This window comes from Aequorivita nionensis (genome assembly GCF_046352995.1).
GTDB lineage: Bacteria > Bacteroidota > Bacteroidia > Flavobacteriales > Flavobacteriaceae > Aequorivita > Aequorivita nionensis.
In genome coordinates this window covers 1,281,104-1,297,383 of sequence record NZ_CP130281.1, presented here as the reverse complement: position 1 = coordinate 1,297,383, position 16,280 = coordinate 1,281,104, and the positions used below count along the sequence as shown (strand labels likewise).

The following is a 16,280-nucleotide window of genomic DNA, read 5'->3' as shown; positions in this document are numbered from 1 at the left end:
CTTTTTTGGTTGTTCGTCCAAATGCTCCTTCCCCTTAGATTAAGCATCGATAAAAACGAAAACAAGGCTTAAGGGGAAGGTGGCCCCGGGCTGCAAAGAACCTTAAAAACCCAAGGGAGTCTTTCCGGGGCCGGAAGGGGTTGGGATTTGTTAATTCGAAGTCTGCCCTTCGGCTTCGCACAGGACAGGCTACTCAGGGTGGCAAATTTTGGGATTTGGAATTTGTTATTTGAAATTTTTATTATTTACCTTGCAACAACAAAACCCCTAAAACCTTGAAAAGAAACATAGGCAGAATAGACAAAGCAGATTTTCCATTGCTGAATCTCTTCGATATTGAAGTGAAAATTGACACGGGCGCCTATACTTCTTCCATACATTGTAAAAACATGAAAGTGGAAGAGTGTTATTTAAAATGTAATTTTCTGGACGAAGAGCATCCCAGCTATCACGAAAAGGAAATCGTTTTTGACGAATATGACGTGAAAGTGGTGAAAAGCAGCAATGGTCAATCTGAAGCGAGATACAGAATAAAAACCGAGATTTTGCTTTTTGGCAAAACACAAGAAATATATTTAACCTTAAGCGATCGCGAAGAAATGCGTTTTCCCGTACTTTTGGGAAGAAATTTCCTAAGTAATAAATATGTGGTTGACATAAATAAAACCAACCTTTCCTTCAAACTAAAAAACAAAAAATGAACATAAAGATATTATCGGCGAACGCAAATTTATATTCCACCAAACGTCTTGTGGAAGCGGCAAAAGCTAGGAAACATGACGTAGAGGTTATAAACCACGCGAAATGCGATATTGTTATCGAAAAGAAAAATCCGGTAATTATCTACAAAGGCCACAAGTTAGACCACACCGATGCTATCATTCCAAGAATTGGGGCCTCGGTAACTTTTTATGGAACAGCCGTAGTGCGTCAATTTGAGATGATGCGCGTTTTCACAACCACCGAATCGCAGGCCTTGGTTCGTTCACGCGATAAATTGAGAAGCCTTCAAATACTTTCCCGCGCGGGGTTGGGATTGCCGAAAACCGTTTTTACAAATTATTCCAAAAACGTAAAGGAAATCGTGGACCAAGCCGGCGGGGCGCCTGTGATCATTAAATTATTGGAAGGTACTCAGGGCATTGGCGTTATTTTGGTTGAAAGCAGAAAAGCTGCAGAATCCGTAATTGAAGCTTTCAACAATTTACAGGCCCGCGTTATCGTTCAAGAGTTTATAAAAGAAGCTGGGGGCGCAGACATTCGCGCATTTATTGTGGACGGTCAGGTTGTTGGCGCAATGAAACGGCAGGGAAAAGAAGGCGAATTCCGAAGTAATCTACACCGCGGCGGAACGGCTTCAGTAATAAAACTTACTGATGAAGAAGAGACCGCCGCACTAAAAGCTGCAAAAGCCATGGGTCTTGGAATTGCTGGGGTTGATATGCTTCAATCTGCTCGAGGACCTCTTATTTTGGAAGTAAATTCATCACCCGGTCTGGAAGGAATTGAACAAGCTACAGGCAAGGACATTGCAAACTCAATCATAAAATATATTGAACGCAACGTTTAATTATGGCCAAAAAGGAAGAACGAGATATTGTAATTTTAAATGAACGGATTGCATTGGGTGAAAGCCGAACGGTGGATTTCAGTATCGCCAAGCTTTATACTTCCACCAAAGTTGAAATTCCAATTATTATTGAACGTTCCAAAATTCCAGGGCCAACAGTATTGATTACCGCCGCCATTCACGGTGACGAAATAAACGGAGTGGAAATTGTGCGCCAGCTCATTGCCCGAAAATTAAACAAACCAAAACGCGGCACCATTATTTGTATTCCAATTTTAAACGTATTTGGATTTTTAAACGGAAATCGGTTTTTTCCTGATGGTCGTGACCTAAACCGGGTTTTTCCAGGGACTAAATCTGGATCTTTGGCGAGCCGTGTGGCTTATCATTTCACAAAAAAAATTTTGCCACACGCAGATTACTGTCTCGATTTTCACACTGGCGGTGCCAGCAGATTTAATGCACCACAAATTCGTATAAAACCTGACGATGAAAAACTTTTGGAACTTGCAAAAGTTTTCAATGCACCATTTACAGTATATTCCAATACTCTTGAAAAATCTTACCGAAAAACTTGTCAGAGAATGGGCATTCCTGTACTTCTTTTTGAAGGCGGCAAAAGTCTTGAGAGTAACAAACATATTGCAAAAGAAGGCGTAGATGGCATTATGCGTGTTTTGAAACATTTGGACATGTTAGGCAAAAGACATATTGCCCCTGAATCTCTTGCCAAAACAGTTATTATTGAAAAAAGTAAATGGATTCGTGCCTACCGAAGTGGCTTACTTCACGTAAAAATTGACTGCAACAAACACGTGGAAAAAGGGGAATTTTTGGCAACAATCACAGACCCGTACGGAAAAATGCGGTTTAAGGTTACTTCGCCCAACGAAGGTTATATCATTAATGTGAACCAATCTCCAATTGTAAATCAAGGCGACGCAATTTTTCATATTTCAACCGTAAACACTGCAAATACGGAAACCGAGGAAATGGATGATTAATATAATGGAAAAAAAAGTCCTCCGTTTAAAATATAAAAAACTTCGGGAAAACCTTTCCGAAGAATCTATTGAGGAAATGAGCCTTCAGATTGCAAATCAGGCTTTGAAGCTTCCTATTTGGGACAAAACCTATTACCATATTTTTCTTCCCATTTTGGCAAAAAAAGAAGTGAATACCGAATACTTATTGCACATTCTTCAAGGAAAGGACAAAAGCATTATCGTTTCAAAAGCCGATTTTGATTCGGGAGAAATGAAGCATTTTTTGTTGCAGGAAAATACGGTTTTAAACACTTCGGAATACGGAATTCCCGAGCCCGTTTCGGGCATTGAAATTTCACCGGAAATAATAGAAGTTATTTTTGTTCCCCTTTTAGCATATGACCAAAACGGCCATCGCATTGGCTACGGAAAAGGGTTTTATGATCGGTTTTTGAAAAAATGCAGCCCACATGCCATCTTTATTGGGCTTTCGTTTTTTGAAGCTGAGCCTGAAATTTTTTCGGCAGTTACAGATATTCCATTAAATTTTTGCATCACTCCAAAAAAATTAATTGATTTTAAAAATAACCGCTTATCTTTATAAGGTTAAACATTTATTAACCAATAAAATATAAAAGATGGAAACTACCAATCAACCAATGGGAAATCCACCAGATAATCATCTGGTATGGGCAATTCTCTGTACAGTATTATGCTGCCTTCCATTGGGCATCGTATCAATTATTAAAGCAACAAAAGTTAAAGAACTTTGGGCTATGGGGGATGCTATAGGCGCCCAAAAAGCTGCCGATGAAGCCAAGAAATATGCTATTTGGGGTGCTGTAATTGGCCCCATTGTCGTTATACTTTTTTATGCTATTATGTTCGCATTGGGTTTGGGCGGGGCATTGCTTAACAGCGGTGGATATTAAATTTTTAAAAATAGCCCTCATTGCAACCTTGCTTGGGGGTTTTATATTTATTTACTTTTCCTTTAATCCTTCCACAAGCCTTTTTATTCCCTGTCCCTTTCATTACTTCACAGGTTTATATTGTCCAGGCTGTGGTTCGCAACGCGCTGTTCATTTACTGTTGCACGGTGATGTTGTTGGAGCATTTAGGTACAATCCATTAATGGTGTTAACCTTGCCCATTTTAATTTACGGTTTGGGAATTACAATCGGCAATTGGGTTTTTGGCACGCATTATAGATTCAAGCTTTTTTATAGCAACCTATTTATTTTCGGCTATTTTGGGATTGCAATTCTTTATTGGTTTCTAAGGAATTTATCTTTTTATCCTTTCAACTTGCTTGCACCTACAGGTTAAATATTACTCTACAGTTTCTTTTTTCGGAAATGCCTTTTTATTAAAAATAAGCAGCAAAATCACCCCAACACTGATGGAAGAGTCAGCGATGTTGAAAACTGGGTCAAAAAACGTGAAATATTCTCCACCCCAAAATGGAAGCCATTCTGGCAAAGTATCTCCGTAGAGCGGAAAGTAAAGCATATCTACTACCTTTCCGTGAAATAGTGTACCGTAGCCTCCAGCTTCGGGAAATAATGTTGCAACTTGGTGATGGCTATCATTGAAGATTATGCCGTAAAAAACAGAATCAATAATATTGCCCAAAGCACCCGCAAAAATCAAGGCAACACAAAAAATCAGGATACTTGGCAGATTTTTTCTAACAGAATCCCACAGCCAATAACCAATTCCCGCTATAGCTACGATTCTAAAAAGCGTTAAAAAAAGTTTGCCGTACTCACCCGGAATTTTTGCCCCCCAAGCCATCCCTTCATTTTCAACGAAAAGAATACGAAACCAATCAAACACTCGAATTTCTTCGCCTAAAACAAAATGTGTTTTGATATAAAATTTTGAAATCTGATCTATCAGCAGAATCAGTACAATAATAAAAGTGGCTTTTTTTAGGCTCATAGTTTTTCCGACGAAGGCACTCTCTCGCTAAAGCTTCGGAGTGCGGAGGCAAAAATAGCAATATTATTTGGTTTGTAGGAACGAAATGTTACCATTGATACTTTCAGCTTCGACAAAGAATTTTCCCTTGTTCAAAAAATTATTTTCTACAGTCCCGTTTTTTGAAATTGCTTTTCCTGAAACATTATTTTGGGCCCTGACAGTTATGTTTCCTGCAATAGTTTTAAGCTGGGCGTTTCCTGAAAAATTAGTCAGCACACAGTTTCCGTTTTCTAAAGAAATACTTACATTTTCAATACTTCCATTAAAATTGACAGACGCGAGTTTCGATTTAATTTCAAGAGCGATTTTTTGGGGGACTGTTATTTTCAATTCTATCGCCATTACTTTATGGGCGGCTAGTTTATCGTTTTCCAAGGTGAAATATGGTGTAAATCCAGTTTTCAAGGAAAGATTTCCGGCTACAATTTTTTCTTCAATAATTATATTTTCAGAATGCTCGCCAGAAATATGTGCGTAAACTTTGATGGTTGGCTCTTCAGAAGACTGGACTGTAATTTTGAAGATTGCATCATCTATTATTGAAAGCTTACTTATTTCATCGGAATCGAATTCCTTTTGAATAACTTTCTGTGCGTTACAAAATGCAATTCCAAAAATCAAAAAGGAAACTATAAATAATATTTTCGCCATAAAAAAAGCCCCGAAAAATTTCGAGGCAATTAAAGTTTAATTTTCAATAAATAGTTCTCGACTGCGCTCGAACTGACATAATTGTTATTTCTGCATATTCTTAGCCTCAATGCTCAAAGTTGCGTGTGGCACAAGCTTTAAACGTTCCTTGTTTATCAATTTTCCCGTTACGCGGCAAATACCGTAGGTTTTGTTTTCAATACGAACCAAAGCGTTTTTAAGGTCGCGGATAAATTTTTCCTGACGGATCGCTAACTGAGAATTTGCCTCTTTGCTCATCACTTCACTGCCTTCATCAAAAGCTTTGAAAGTAGGCGACGTATCATCCGTACCATTATTGCTGTCGTTTTTATAGGAACTTTGAATTAGCTCTAATTGTTCTGTTGCCTTCTTTATTTTATCGCTCAAAAGTGCTTTAAATTCTTCCAGCTCGGCATCTGAATATCTGGTTTTTTCTGTGTCTGTCATGATTACTATTTTTTAATGCTTATACGTGTTTCAATATCGTCAAATGCAATTTCTGTTCCGTTACTGATTTGTGGCTGAAATTGCAAAACCTCTGTTAATGTTTCTTCTTTTATATACTGCAGATTTTGGTTTACCGCCGTCTTTAGTTTTTCGTTATCCTGAAGTGTAACTTCAATACGATCCGTCACTTCAAAACCGCTATCTTTTCGCAAGTTTTGGATTCTGTTTACCAGTTCCCTGGCAATTCCTTCATTTTTCAAATCAGGTGTTATTGTAACATCCAGTGCCACAGTAACTCCATTTGCATTTGCAACTAACCAGCCCTCAATATCCTGCGAACTTATAATTACGTCATCGAGCGCCAAAGTAGTATTTTTTTCATTAATAGAAACAGATATTTCACCATCTTTTTCAAGAGTTGCAATTTGTTTTTGATCAAAGCCTGAAATGACCGCAGCTACTGCTTTCATATCTTTTCCAAAACGTGGGCCAAGGGCTTTAAAATCGGGTTTTATCTGTTTTACCAACATTCCCGAACCTTCATCAATCAGTTCAATTTCCTTTACGTTCACTTCGCTTTTAATCAAATCTGAAACCGCGAGAATTTCTTCTCTTTCAGAAGCTTCCAAAACCGGAATCATAATTTTTTGAAGTGGCTGCCGCACTTTTATCTTCTCTCTCTGTCGTAACGAAAGCACCAACGATGATATTGTCTGCGCCTTCTGCATCTTGTGTTCCAACTTTTTGTTGATAAACGAAACATCCGCTTTTGGGAAATCGGTCAAATGTACCGAGGCTTTTTTATTTTTAGCTGTTCCCTGAGTTAAGTCTTTGTAAAGTCTGTCCATAAAGAACGGAGCCACGGGAGCGCCCAATTTTGCTACAGTTTCCAAACAAGTGTAAAGCGTTTGGTAAGCCGAAATTTTATCGTCGTTATAGCTTCCTTTCCAATATCTTCTTCGGCTTAAACGTACAAACCAGTTGCTCAAATTTTCCTGAACAAATTCTGAAATGGCGCGCGTTGCCTTCGTTGGTTCGTAATCTGCGTAATAATCGTCCACTTTTTGGATGAGCGTATGCAATTCTGAAAGTATCCAACGGTCAATTTCAGGGCGTTTTTCCAGCGGAAGATCTTTTTCAAGATACTCAAAATTATCGAGATTGGCGTAAAGACTGAAGAAACTATAGGTATTATAAAGCGTTCCAAAGAATTTATTACGAACTTCCGAAATTCCGTCTTGGTCAAATTTTAAGTTATCCCAAGGGTTTGCATTGCTAATCATATACCAACGTGTGGCATCAGGACCGAAAACATCCAAGGTTTCAAAAGGATCTACGGCATTGCCCAAACGCTTGCTCATTTTCTGACCGTTTTTGTCCAAAACAAGTCCGTTTGAAACTACGTTTTTATAGGCAACATCATCAAAAATCATCGTTGCTATTGCGTGCAGCGTGTAGAACCAACCACGGGTTTGATCTACACCTTCCGCGATAAAATCTGCTTTGCGCCACGTATTTTCAACCTTTTCCTTATTTTCAAAAGGGTAGTGCCATTGTGCGTAAGGCATGCTTCCACTGTCAAACCAAACGTCTATCAAATCGGCTTCGCGCTTCATTGGTTTTCCGCTTGGGGAAAGGAGGATTATTTCATCAACAATATTTTTGTGAAGATCAACTTTTGCATAGTTTTCTTCGGAAAAATCGCCTGGTTTGAAATCTTCAAAAATATCTTTGCTCATTAAACCAGCTGAGACAGATTTCTGCATTTCGGCTTTCAGTTCTTCCACAGAACCGATGATAATCTCTTCTTTTCCATCATCCGTTCTCCAAATTGGCAATGGAATTCCCCAATAACGCGAACGCGAAAGGTTCCAATCGTTTGCATTTGAAAGCCAGTTGCCAAAACGGCCTTCGCCAGTTGCTTTCGGTTTCCAGTTTATTTCTTTGTTCAGTTCGAACATTCTATCGCGGAACTCGGTCACTTTTATAAACCAGGAATCCAACGGATAATATAAAATTGGTTTGTCCGTACGCCAACAATTTGGGTAGCTGTGGACGTATTTTTCAACTTTGAAGGCTTTGTTTTCGGTTTTTAATTTAATCGCTATTTCAACATCCACAGATTTTTCGGGAACATCTGCATCGTCGTAATATTCGCTTTTCACATATTTGCCAGCTAGTTCCTTCATTTCTGGACGAAACTTTCCTTGTAAATCCACAAGTGGAACCAGATTACCGTTTTCGTCTTTCACCAACATTGGCGGTATTTCCGGCACTGCCTCTTTCGCAACTTTGGCATCATCTGCACCAAAAGTTGGCGCGGTATGAACTATTCCGGTTCCGTCTTCCGTAGTAACAAAATCGCCTGCAATTATTCTGAAAGCATTTTCAGGATTGTCGTGAGGATGTGCATAATCCAACAATTGCTCGTAACGGATTCCTAATAAATCTGCTCCTTTAAATTCCTTTGAAATAAAATAAGGAATCATTTTATCACCCTGTTTGTAGGCTTCGAGAACATCTTCGTTCGGTTTTTCCTCGTAATTTTTTGCGAATTGGCTCGCGACCAAATTCTTCGCCAAAACCACATTTATAGGCTGAAAAGTGTATTGGTTAAACGTTTTCACCAAAACATAATCAATTTTGGCGCCCACAGTTAACGCAGTGTTGCTAGGAAGCGTCCAAGGCGTAGTCGTCCAAGCAAGGAACCAAATGTTGTTTGATTCTTCCGCAAGGAAATCAGGCAAGGTTTCAGCCATCGCCTTAAATTGGGCAACAACGGTTGTATCTGTAATATCTTGGTACGTTCCCGGCTGGTTAAGTTCGTGCGAGCTCAAACCTGTACCCGCTTTCGGGGAATATGGCTGTATTGTGTAACCTTTATAAAGTAAGTTTTTATTGTAAATTTCTTTCAAAAGCCACCAAACGGTTTCCATATATTTTGGCTCGTAGGTAACATACGGATCGCTCATATCTACCCAATAGCCGTAGCTTTCGGTCACTTTGTTCCACACGTCAGTATAACGCATTACTGCTTTTTTGCAGGCTGCGTTATAATCTTCCACAGAAATCTTTTTCCCGATATCTTCTTTGGTAATACCAAGTTCTTTTTCAACACCCAATTCTATTGGCAAACCATGTGTATCCCAACCTGCTTTTCGATCCACTTTAAATCCTTTTTGGGTTTTGTAGCGGCAAAAAATATCCTTGATGGCACGCGCCATTACGTGGTGGATTCCCGGCAAACCATTTGCGGATGGCGGCCCTTCAAAAAACACAAATGGTGTCGCTCCTTCGCGAATGGAAATACTCTGCTCAAAAATGTTTTCTTCTTTCCAGAAATCGAGTATATCTTCCGCCAGTTTTGGGAGGTCCAGCCCTTTGTATTCTTTAAATTTGGTGCTCATACGTATGCTCTTATAATAAAGTGTGCAAAAATACGGTTTTTTGAATAACTGAGCACTAAGAGCGGGTTTCGTTTTTCTTAGCGCGCTTCATGCTTGTTTTTCTTGAAAAGAACATATTGAAACAAGAAGACCATCTATAAAAATAGACGGTCTTTTGAAAAAAAGGTTAATATTTTATTGACGGACTAATCCTATTTCGCCCCTCAGATCATAGGTATTACCATCAGTAGGGTCATCATTAATATCGATATAGGTTAAATTTACACCTGTTGATGAAAAATTTTCTATCATAAAGGTAGTTGTTTCAGTGAAACCTCCATTTACATAGGTAATTGTAATTGAACTGTCTGATGTATTTATAGTATACGTCCCCGTAAAATCGTCAGAAACCGTATAATTATCGACTACTGGAGGGTTGTTTTCTACAACAACCGTTTCGGTGATATTGTATTGAGCATCCATCACATAAGTTCCATCTGAATTAAAAACATAGGTTCCTTGAAATGAGTCGCCTACTAAAGTAGTAGTGGTGTTAGTTTCTATACCATTGTCAATATCAACATCAAGAATTCTTTCATTAAAAGAACTAATTTTATAGGTTCCCGAAAAATTTTCCATTGTTAATGAAAAGTCAGAATTTCCATCATCATCCTTATTACAACTTGTAAAACCAATTACAAGAATTGTAATAAAGAACAGTTTTGCTATTTTCATAATTTTATATTTAAATAATTTTTGGCGAATATAACACCATTTCAAATTCACATAAACAAAACAATTCATTTATTATACTTATAAAATTGCCACTTAGTTGTTTTTTTAGCCTATTTTGGTTTATTCGTTATTGAATTTTTTAATTTTATCTTCATTAAAACACTCATTTTTACCCAAAAGTGATTCATAATTTTGAATACTGCATTTTTTCCCTCAAATTTGGTGTCCTTTAAAGATTCTATTTTAATATTATTCCCTAATGAAAAAAATATACCTCTTTCTCCTCCTCGCCACAGTTTCACTTGCATCCGTCCAATCACAGATTCTTGACCCCGTAAAGTGGTCTACTAGCATTAAAAAAATATCGGAAACCGAATATGATTTAATTTCAAAAGCAACTATTGAAGACAAATGGCACCTTTATTCACAAGTAGTTCCAGACAATGGACCCCTACCAACGAATCTTACTTTCGAAGAAAACAGTGCTTATAAATTAGTGGGAAAGGCGAAAGAAAGCAAAGGTCACACTGTCCACGATCCTGTTTTTGACATGGTAATTACTTTTTTTGAGCACACCGCAACATTTACCCAACGAATTAAATTAACGGGGGACAAAGGCACTACCGTAAAAGGTGAGATTGAATTTATGGTGTGTGATGATACGCGGTGTTTACCACCGAGCTATGTTGATTTGGTCTTTAAAATTCCTGCACCAGAAAAAAGTGAAGAACCTGCTGTAACTCCTGAAAACACAGACAATATTGAAACCACCGAAGCAATCACCGAAAATATTGAAAATATTGCTGCGGCTGATACTATAAAAAATGAAGTTGTAAAAGACACCGTTCAAGTTTCCTCAGAAAACACACTTTCCGCAGTTAAACAAAACCAAAAACAAGATGAAAAAGGTCTTTGGACCATCTTTTTCTTAGCTTTTCTTTCGGGTTTTGCAGCATTGCTAACTCCTTGTGTTTTCCCAATGATACCTATGACCGTAAGCTTTTTTACGAAACAAAGTAAAACCAAGGCAAAAGGTATAAAAAACGCTATTATTTATGGTATTTCAATAATTGTTATTTATGTATTATTAGGTATTCTGGTAAGTTTAATATTTGGCGCCGACGCACTGAATGCTCTGTCAACTAATGTTTGGTTTAATGTTATCTTCTTTGTTTTGTTAGTTGTATTTGCAGTTTCCTTTTTAGGCGCTTTTGAAATTATGCTTCCTAATTCATGGGCAAACAAAGTGGACTCACAAGCTGATAGAGGCGGTTTAATAGGTATCTTTTTTATGGCTCTTGCTTTGGCTATTGTATCGTTTTCTTGCACTGGGCCTATTGTTGGAACTCTTTTGGTTCAAGCAGCTGCTGGCGGAAGTCAAGTAGGGCCTATTATTGGAATGCTTGGATTTTCTTTAGCTATCGCGCTACCTTTCGCATTATTTGCAGCATTTCCAGGATGGATGAATTCGTTGCCAAAATCTGGAGGTTGGTTAAATACTGTAAAAGTTGTTTTGGGCTTTTTAGAACTGGCCTTGGCATTTAAATTTCTTTCAAATGCAGATCTTGTGCTTCAGTTGCACTGGTTGGAACGAGAGGTTTTCATCGCTATTTGGATTGCCATTTTTGGGGCTTTGGCCCTCTATCTCTTTGGAAAAATACAATTGCCACATGATTCGCCATTGACGCATATCTCGGTTGGCCGACTTAGTCTTGGACTACTGGTATTAGCATTTACCGTTTATATGATTCCCGGACTTTGGGGTGCGCCCCTAAACCTAATTAGTGCTTTCCCGCCGCCTTTAGATTATGCAGAATCGCCTTATGGTGTCGGTAATTCCAAAGTTGGTGGAGGGATAGTTTCGAACGAACACCAAGAGGTACCCGAAGGCGCTCACCTATTGGCACCCCATCAAATTTTAGCATTTAATGATTATGACAAGGGTCTTGCATACGCAAAAACAATAGGTAAACCTGTAATGATTGATTTTACGGGCTGGGCTTGTGTTAATTGCCGAAAAATGGAGCAGAACGTTTGGGTAGATGATAAGGTATTAAATATGTTGAAAAATGAAGTAGTACTTATATCGCTATATGTTGATGACAAACGTAAACTTGAAGATGACGAAATTGTTGAATCACAATTAAAACCCGGTAAAAAACTCAAGTATATCGGTCAAAAATGGAGCGAGTTACAAACCATAAAATATAAAACCAATTCGCAACCCTTTTATGTTTTGATGGACCACAATGAAGAAAACCTTATTGAGCCCGTAGGCTACACACCTGATATTGAAGAATATTACGGCTGGCTTCAAAAAGGAGTTGGCGCTTTTAAGAAATAATATGACATTGATAAAAAAGTATAGAAAACAAAAAATATTTCAATTGATAATTGGAGTCATTTGGTTAGTTGGAATATACTTTTTTGTTGATTCTAGCATTATTCAAGTTGGAATGTTTGCTTTTATTCTTTTTATAGGAATTGCATATAGCCCAAAATTATTAACGAACATTAAAATAAACGACGAATTCTTCATTTTTGAGACGTATTCTATTATAACTCAAAAAGAAGATATAAAAATTTCTGAATCGGAAATAACTGATGTAGTTTATACGGCAAATTCGTTATTCAATTCTCATAATCTGATTTTGAAGTATAATGGGAAAAATGGTATTATAAGTAAAAAACTATATCTAAACGCAGAACCTTGGAGCAAATTGACTTCAGATTTAAAACAAATAAAAAGTTTTGTAAACAATATTGATTAAATTTAAGTAATTTTTAAAAATCGAAAGATGATTTCTTCGGAAGAAAAAGTAAAAACCACCGCATTGGAAAAGTATTTTGAACCTTTCCGAAAGAATATCGTGGGAATTAATCAAGAGTTTGATTCCCCTTTTGGAACAAAAAAAATTATTTATACGGATTGGACAGCAAGTGGTCGTCTCTATGCGCCTATTGAAGAAAAAATGCTGAAGGATTTTGGTCCTTTTGTTGCAAACACCCACACTGAAACTTCAGTAACGGGAACTGCGATGACTAAGGCCTACCACGTAGCACGAAAAATCATAAAGAAACACGTAAATGCTAACGAACACGACGTATTGATTACTTGTGAAAGCGGAATGACTGGCGTGATAAACAAGTTTCAGCGGATTTTAGGATTGAAAATTCCAGAGAATATAAAACCATACGCTAATATTCCTGACGAGATAAGACCGGTGGTTTTTGTAACACATATGGAGCACCACAGTAACCAAACCTCGTGGTTGGAAACTATTGCGAAAGTTGTGGTAATTCCGCCAAACGATGATGTTTTGGTTTGTATGGACACCTTCGCTGAAACTGTTGAAAAATACAAAGAACATCCCATTAAAATTGCAGCGGTTACAGGCTGTTCAAACGTAACAGGAATTCAAACACCTTATCATGAAATCGCGAAGCTAATGCACGCAAACGGCGGTCTTTGCTTTGTAGATTTTGCTTGTTCAGCGCCTTACATTTCAATAAATATGCACCCTGAAGAAGAAGGTGCTCATTTAGACGCAATTTTCTTTTCACCACATAAATTTTTGGGCGGACCTGGGTCTAGCGGTGTGCTTATTTTCAACAACAACCTATACAAAAACACTGTACCGGACAATCCTGGTGGCGGGACCGTTTCGTGGACCAATCCTTGGGGAAACCACAAATACATTGATGATATTGAAACAAGAGAAGACGGGGGAACGCCAGGTTTTCTTCAAACAATCCGTACGGCGCTATCCATTCGTTTAAAGGAAAAAATGGGGATTGAAAACATTTTGAAACGCGAACACGAACTGTTGGAGATCATTTTTGAAAAGCTTGGGAATATTCCAAATTTAAAAATTCTTGCTCCAAATACTACAGATAGACTTGCAGTTATAAGTTTTTATATAGACGATTTGCATTTCAATCTTGGTGTTAAATTGCTCAATGACCGTTTCGGAATACAAACCCGAGGCGGATGTTCTTGCGCAGGAACCTATGGCCATTACTTGCTTCACGTAGATCAGGAAACCTCAAACCGTGTAACTTGCGAAATTGACCACGGCGATTTGACTCACAAACCAGGCTGGATAAGGATGTCTATCCATCCCACAACCACCAATGCGGAAGTGGAATATGTTTGCGATTCCATAAAGCAACTTGCTGAAAATTTTTCGGATTGGAGCAAAGAATATAAATACAATTCCAAAAACAACGAATATTTTCATCCAAAAGAAATTGCGGATGACAAAATGAAGGAATGGTTTACATTTAAATAATGAATTGTAATTAATCAGTAAACAATTTGAAAAGACTTCTACTTCTAACTTTTCTTTTCCCTTTTTTCAGTTCTGCACAAGAATATGTGGATCTTTTTCGAATTGGTTACGGACAAACAATTAATAATAATTTTGAAGGAGTTGACAGCAGTACAAATGTGAAGTTTTTTGATGCAGGACTCACATTTCCCGTAGTTCTCAATAAAAATCATGCATTGATCACTGGCGCAGATGTTAGTATAAATAACCTTCAGCTTTTTCCAGAAGCAGCATACACCACTCTTTATAGCACTAATATAAAATTAGGCTTAGCGTCAACTTGGTCTGAAAAATGGAGCACCACCATTGTTTTGCTTCCGAAAATTGCTTCAGATTACAAAAATATCTCCAGTGATGACTTTTACTTTGGTGGTTTCGCACTTTTGAAATTGAAGAAAAACGAAAATCTTAAATATCGCTTTGGAGTTTATGCTTCACAGGAAGCATTTGGTCTTTTTACAACTCCCATTTTGGGTTGGTACTACTTAAGCCCCAACAAAAGATTTGAAATGGATATGAGTTTGCCCATTTCAGCAGATGTTAGCTACAAATTGGGCAGCACCACTGTAGGGATGGATTATTTCGGAATTGGAAGAAGCTATAATGTGCATTATGAAAACAGTCCAACACTTTACGCCGACCTCAGCTCTTTGGAGTTTGCAGGATATTTACAGTTCAATGCGTTAGAGGAAAGTGTTTTGCTGCGAGCCAAAGTTGGCTACTCCAGTAACAATTATGAAATGTATGCCGCGGGTGATAAAATGGATCTTGGCGTTTCGGCCTTCAGTTTTGGTGACGATCGCACCCAATTGAACCCTTCTTTAAATGGTGGGGTTTTCTTGAAATTTGAAGCTATTTACAGGTTCCACATTCGGGAATCAAATTCCAAAGAATAAAACTTCCAATGAGCAAATTCCAAATTCCAATTACAATGACCTTTTGGAATTTGGTACTTGAAGATTTAGTATTTATTTTGAAAAAATTCTATCTTTAAAAGATGGAAAGAACCTGTCCGGAATGTGGCGATAAATTGATAGGGCGTGCTGACAAAAAATTCTGCAGCGATGCTTGCCGTAATGCGCACAACAATTCACTAAATAAGGACAACAAAAACTTGGTTCGAAACATTAATAATCGGCTTCGAAAAAACTACAGAATTCTTGAAACTCTAAATTCTGAAGATAAAACCAAAACTACAAAAGACAAGCTATTGCGAATGGGTTTCAGTTTTGATTATTTCACCGGGATTTACACTACAAAATCTGGTTCTACCTATTATTATTTATATGACCAAGGATACCTCCCTTTGGATAATGATTTTTATCTTTTGGTGAAAAAAGATCTTAAATAATTTCACTTTCCTTTCATTTAAGGAATCCTCTATAATAACAAACTCTCAAATCCATAAATTCAACAAAGCTTTTTCGCATTTCGTTAATTCCTACCTTCCAAATTTTAGCAAATTCTTGTGCATAATATAACAGTCCTTTAACCGCTATCGCTTTGTTTATAGGGTATCTTTAAAATTCAAACAAAAAACTTGAATTATGAAAACGAAAAATTTTTTAATGCTGATGATGCTGTTTTTCAGTATTTCATTGTTTGCACAGAATGCAGATGATAAAAAAGTTATTGCAGATTCTGAAAAAGCGAAGGCAGCTTTTCTTGATGCCAACCCGAAGTTGCAAGGTTATTTTGATGATGCCAAAGCTTACGCAATCTTTCCGAATGTTGGAAAGGGAGCCATAATTATTGGTGCCGCCTCAGGAAATGGCGCGGTTTACGAACGCGGAGTGCTTGTTGGGATGGCCAATATGAAACAATTGGATGTAGGCGCACAAATTGGCGGAAAGGCCTATAGCGAGGTAATATTCTTTAAAACAGATAAAAGTGTTCAAGAATTTATGGATGACGATTTCAGTTTTGGATCAAACCTTTCTGCAATTGCCGCTGACCAAAGCCCACCGTCTTTTGATATTACTTATACTGATGGAGTTGCTGTATTTACCTTGCCCAAAGAAGGATTAATGGCAGAAGTTTCTGTAGGTGGACAAAAATTTGACTTTGAAGACTTCGATTAAGTAACAAATTCTGTTGATAAATACTTTATTTAAGGGATTTATTAAACCTAATAATTTTATTTAGCTATAAAAAAATCGCCCGGAAA

Annotated in this window: 17 protein-coding genes; 12 read left to right on the top strand and 5 right to left on the bottom strand. The window is 37.6% G+C overall.

What is annotated here, in order from left to right:
• Positions 1–275: 275 nt before the first annotated feature.
• The 6 genes from Q2U82_RS05870 to Q2U82_RS05845 are packed head-to-tail and all read left to right on the top strand — an operon-like array spanning position 276 to position 3,885.
• A complete protein-coding gene (locus Q2U82_RS05870) occupies positions 276–701 on the top strand; it encodes an ATP-dependent zinc protease (RefSeq protein ID WP_410006763.1) in 426 nt (141 codons plus the stop codon).
• A complete protein-coding gene (gene rimK, locus Q2U82_RS05865; protein ID WP_410006762.1) occupies positions 698–1,570 on the top strand; it encodes a 30S ribosomal protein S6--L-glutamate ligase in 873 nt (290 codons plus the stop codon). The genes Q2U82_RS05870 and rimK overlap by 4 nt, the downstream gene beginning before the upstream one ends.
• 2 nt (positions 1,571–1,572) lie before the next feature.
• Positions 1,573–2,574: a succinylglutamate desuccinylase/aspartoacylase family protein gene (locus tag Q2U82_RS05860; RefSeq protein ID WP_410006761.1), complete on the top strand. Its 1,002-nt coding sequence runs from the start codon at positions 1,573–1,575 to the stop codon at positions 2,572–2,574.
• A 4-nt stretch (positions 2,575–2,578) separates the two neighbouring features.
• Positions 2,579–3,160: a 5-formyltetrahydrofolate cyclo-ligase gene (locus Q2U82_RS05855; RefSeq protein ID WP_410006760.1), complete on the top strand. Its 582-nt coding sequence runs from the start codon at positions 2,579–2,581 to the stop codon at positions 3,158–3,160.
• A gap of 34 nt (positions 3,161–3,194) precedes the next feature.
• Positions 3,195–3,488, top strand: coding sequence for a CD225/dispanin family protein (locus tag Q2U82_RS05850; RefSeq protein ID WP_410006759.1), 294 nt, complete (start codon positions 3,195–3,197; stop codon positions 3,486–3,488).
• The gene (locus Q2U82_RS05845) at positions 3,430–3,885 is read left to right on the top strand and encodes a DUF2752 domain-containing protein (RefSeq protein ID WP_410006758.1); all 456 of its coding nucleotides are present in this window, start codon (positions 3,430–3,432) and stop codon (positions 3,883–3,885) included. Before Q2U82_RS05850 ends, Q2U82_RS05845 begins: the two co-directional genes overlap by 59 nt.
• A gap of 3 nt (positions 3,886–3,888) precedes the next feature.
• On the opposite strand, the gene Q2U82_RS05840 is transcribed toward Q2U82_RS05845, so the two are convergent.
• The 5 genes from Q2U82_RS05840 to Q2U82_RS05820 form a co-directional block, all read right to left on the bottom strand.
• A complete protein-coding gene (locus tag Q2U82_RS05840) occupies positions 3,889–4,500 on the bottom strand; it encodes a lipoprotein signal peptidase (RefSeq protein ID WP_410006757.1) in 612 nt (203 codons plus the stop codon).
• A gap of 63 nt (positions 4,501–4,563) precedes the next feature.
• The gene (locus tag Q2U82_RS05835) at positions 4,564–5,193 is read right to left on the bottom strand and encodes a hypothetical protein (RefSeq protein ID WP_410006756.1); all 630 of its coding nucleotides are present in this window, start codon (positions 5,191–5,193) and stop codon (positions 4,564–4,566) included.
• Between the two features lie 84 nt (positions 5,194–5,277).
• Entirely contained in the window at positions 5,278–5,661 is a 384-nt protein-coding gene (locus tag Q2U82_RS05830; protein ID WP_410006755.1) for a TraR/DksA family transcriptional regulator, read from the bottom strand.
• A gap of 5 nt (positions 5,662–5,666) precedes the next feature.
• Positions 5,667–9,068: an isoleucine--tRNA ligase gene (gene ileS / locus Q2U82_RS05825; protein WP_410006754.1), complete on the bottom strand. Its 3,402-nt coding sequence runs from the start codon at positions 9,066–9,068 to the stop codon at positions 5,667–5,669.
• A gap of 174 nt (positions 9,069–9,242) precedes the next feature.
• Positions 9,243–9,686, bottom strand: a complete 444-nt coding sequence (locus Q2U82_RS05820) for a hypothetical protein (RefSeq protein WP_410006753.1) — start codon at positions 9,684–9,686, stop codon at positions 9,243–9,245.
• A 355-nt stretch (positions 9,687–10,041) separates the two neighbouring features.
• On the opposite strand from Q2U82_RS05820, the gene Q2U82_RS05815 reads away from it, so the two are divergent.
• The 6 genes from Q2U82_RS05815 (at position 10,042) to Q2U82_RS05790 (ending at position 16,194) form a co-directional block, all read left to right on the top strand.
• On the top strand, positions 10,042–12,126 hold the full coding sequence (locus Q2U82_RS05815) for a cytochrome c biogenesis protein CcdA (protein WP_410006752.1): 2,085 nt from the start codon (positions 10,042–10,044) through the stop codon (positions 12,124–12,126).
• Positions 12,074–12,553 carry a hypothetical protein gene (locus tag Q2U82_RS05810; protein WP_410006751.1) on the top strand — a complete coding sequence of 160 codons (480 nt, stop codon included), beginning with the start codon at positions 12,074–12,076 and terminating at the stop codon, positions 12,551–12,553. Before Q2U82_RS05815 ends, Q2U82_RS05810 begins: the two co-directional genes overlap by 53 nt.
• 27 nt (positions 12,554–12,580) lie before the next feature.
• A complete protein-coding gene (locus Q2U82_RS05805) occupies positions 12,581–14,074 on the top strand; it encodes an aminotransferase class V-fold PLP-dependent enzyme (RefSeq protein WP_410006750.1) in 1,494 nt (497 codons plus the stop codon).
• A 26-nt stretch (positions 14,075–14,100) separates the two neighbouring features.
• Positions 14,101–15,009: a DUF6268 family outer membrane beta-barrel protein gene (locus tag Q2U82_RS05800; protein ID WP_410006749.1), complete on the top strand. Its 909-nt coding sequence runs from the start codon at positions 14,101–14,103 to the stop codon at positions 15,007–15,009.
• 101 nt (positions 15,010–15,110) lie between these two features.
• Positions 15,111–15,464 carry a hypothetical protein gene (locus Q2U82_RS05795; protein WP_068762730.1) on the top strand — a complete coding sequence of 118 codons (354 nt, stop codon included), beginning with the start codon at positions 15,111–15,113 and terminating at the stop codon, positions 15,462–15,464.
• 196 nt (positions 15,465–15,660) lie between these two features.
• Positions 15,661–16,194 carry a YSC84-related protein gene (locus Q2U82_RS05790; RefSeq protein WP_410006748.1) on the top strand — a complete coding sequence of 178 codons (534 nt, stop codon included), beginning with the start codon at positions 15,661–15,663 and terminating at the stop codon, positions 16,192–16,194.
• Positions 16,195–16,280: the final 86 nt, after the last annotated feature.

Bases quoted from the DNA above. Each gene is read 5' to 3' on its own strand.
- Q2U82_RS05845 (WP_410006758.1), top strand. From the start codon at position 3,430: ATGCTATTATGTTCGCATTGGGTTTGGGCGGGGCATTGCTTAACAGCG.
- Q2U82_RS05815 (WP_410006752.1), top strand. From the start codon at position 10,042: ATGAAAAAAATATACCTCTTTCTCCTCCTCGCCACAGTTTCACTTGCA.
- Q2U82_RS05805 (WP_410006750.1), top strand. From the start codon at position 12,581: ATGATTTCTTCGGAAGAAAAAGTAAAAACCACCGCATTGGAAAAGTAT.
- Q2U82_RS05860 (WP_410006761.1), top strand. From the start codon at position 1,573: ATGGCCAAAAAGGAAGAACGAGATATTGTAATTTTAAATGAACGGATT.
- Q2U82_RS05790 (WP_410006748.1), top strand. From the start codon at position 15,661: ATGAAAACGAAAAATTTTTTAATGCTGATGATGCTGTTTTTCAGTATT.
- Q2U82_RS05830 (WP_410006755.1), bottom strand. From the start codon at position 5,661: ATGACAGACACAGAAAAAACCAGATATTCAGATGCCGAGCTGGAAGAA.
- Q2U82_RS05820 (WP_410006753.1), bottom strand. From the start codon at position 9,686: ATGGAAAATTTTTCGGGAACCTATAAAATTAGTTCTTTTAATGAAAGA.
- Q2U82_RS05795 (WP_068762730.1), top strand. From the start codon at position 15,111: ATGGAAAGAACCTGTCCGGAATGTGGCGATAAATTGATAGGGCGTGCT.
- Q2U82_RS05835 (WP_410006756.1), bottom strand. From the start codon at position 5,193: ATGGCGAAAATATTATTTATAGTTTCCTTTTTGATTTTTGGAATTGCA.
- Q2U82_RS05850 (WP_410006759.1), top strand. From the start codon at position 3,195: ATGGAAACTACCAATCAACCAATGGGAAATCCACCAGATAATCATCTG.
- ileS (WP_410006754.1), bottom strand. From the start codon at position 9,068: ATGAGCACCAAATTTAAAGAATACAAAGGGCTGGACCTCCCAAAACTG.
- rimK (WP_410006762.1), top strand. From the start codon at position 698: ATGAACATAAAGATATTATCGGCGAACGCAAATTTATATTCCACCAAA.
- Q2U82_RS05840 (WP_410006757.1), bottom strand. From the start codon at position 4,500: ATGAGCCTAAAAAAAGCCACTTTTATTATTGTACTGATTCTGCTGATA.
- Q2U82_RS05855 (WP_410006760.1), top strand. From the start codon at position 2,579: ATGGAAAAAAAAGTCCTCCGTTTAAAATATAAAAAACTTCGGGAAAAC.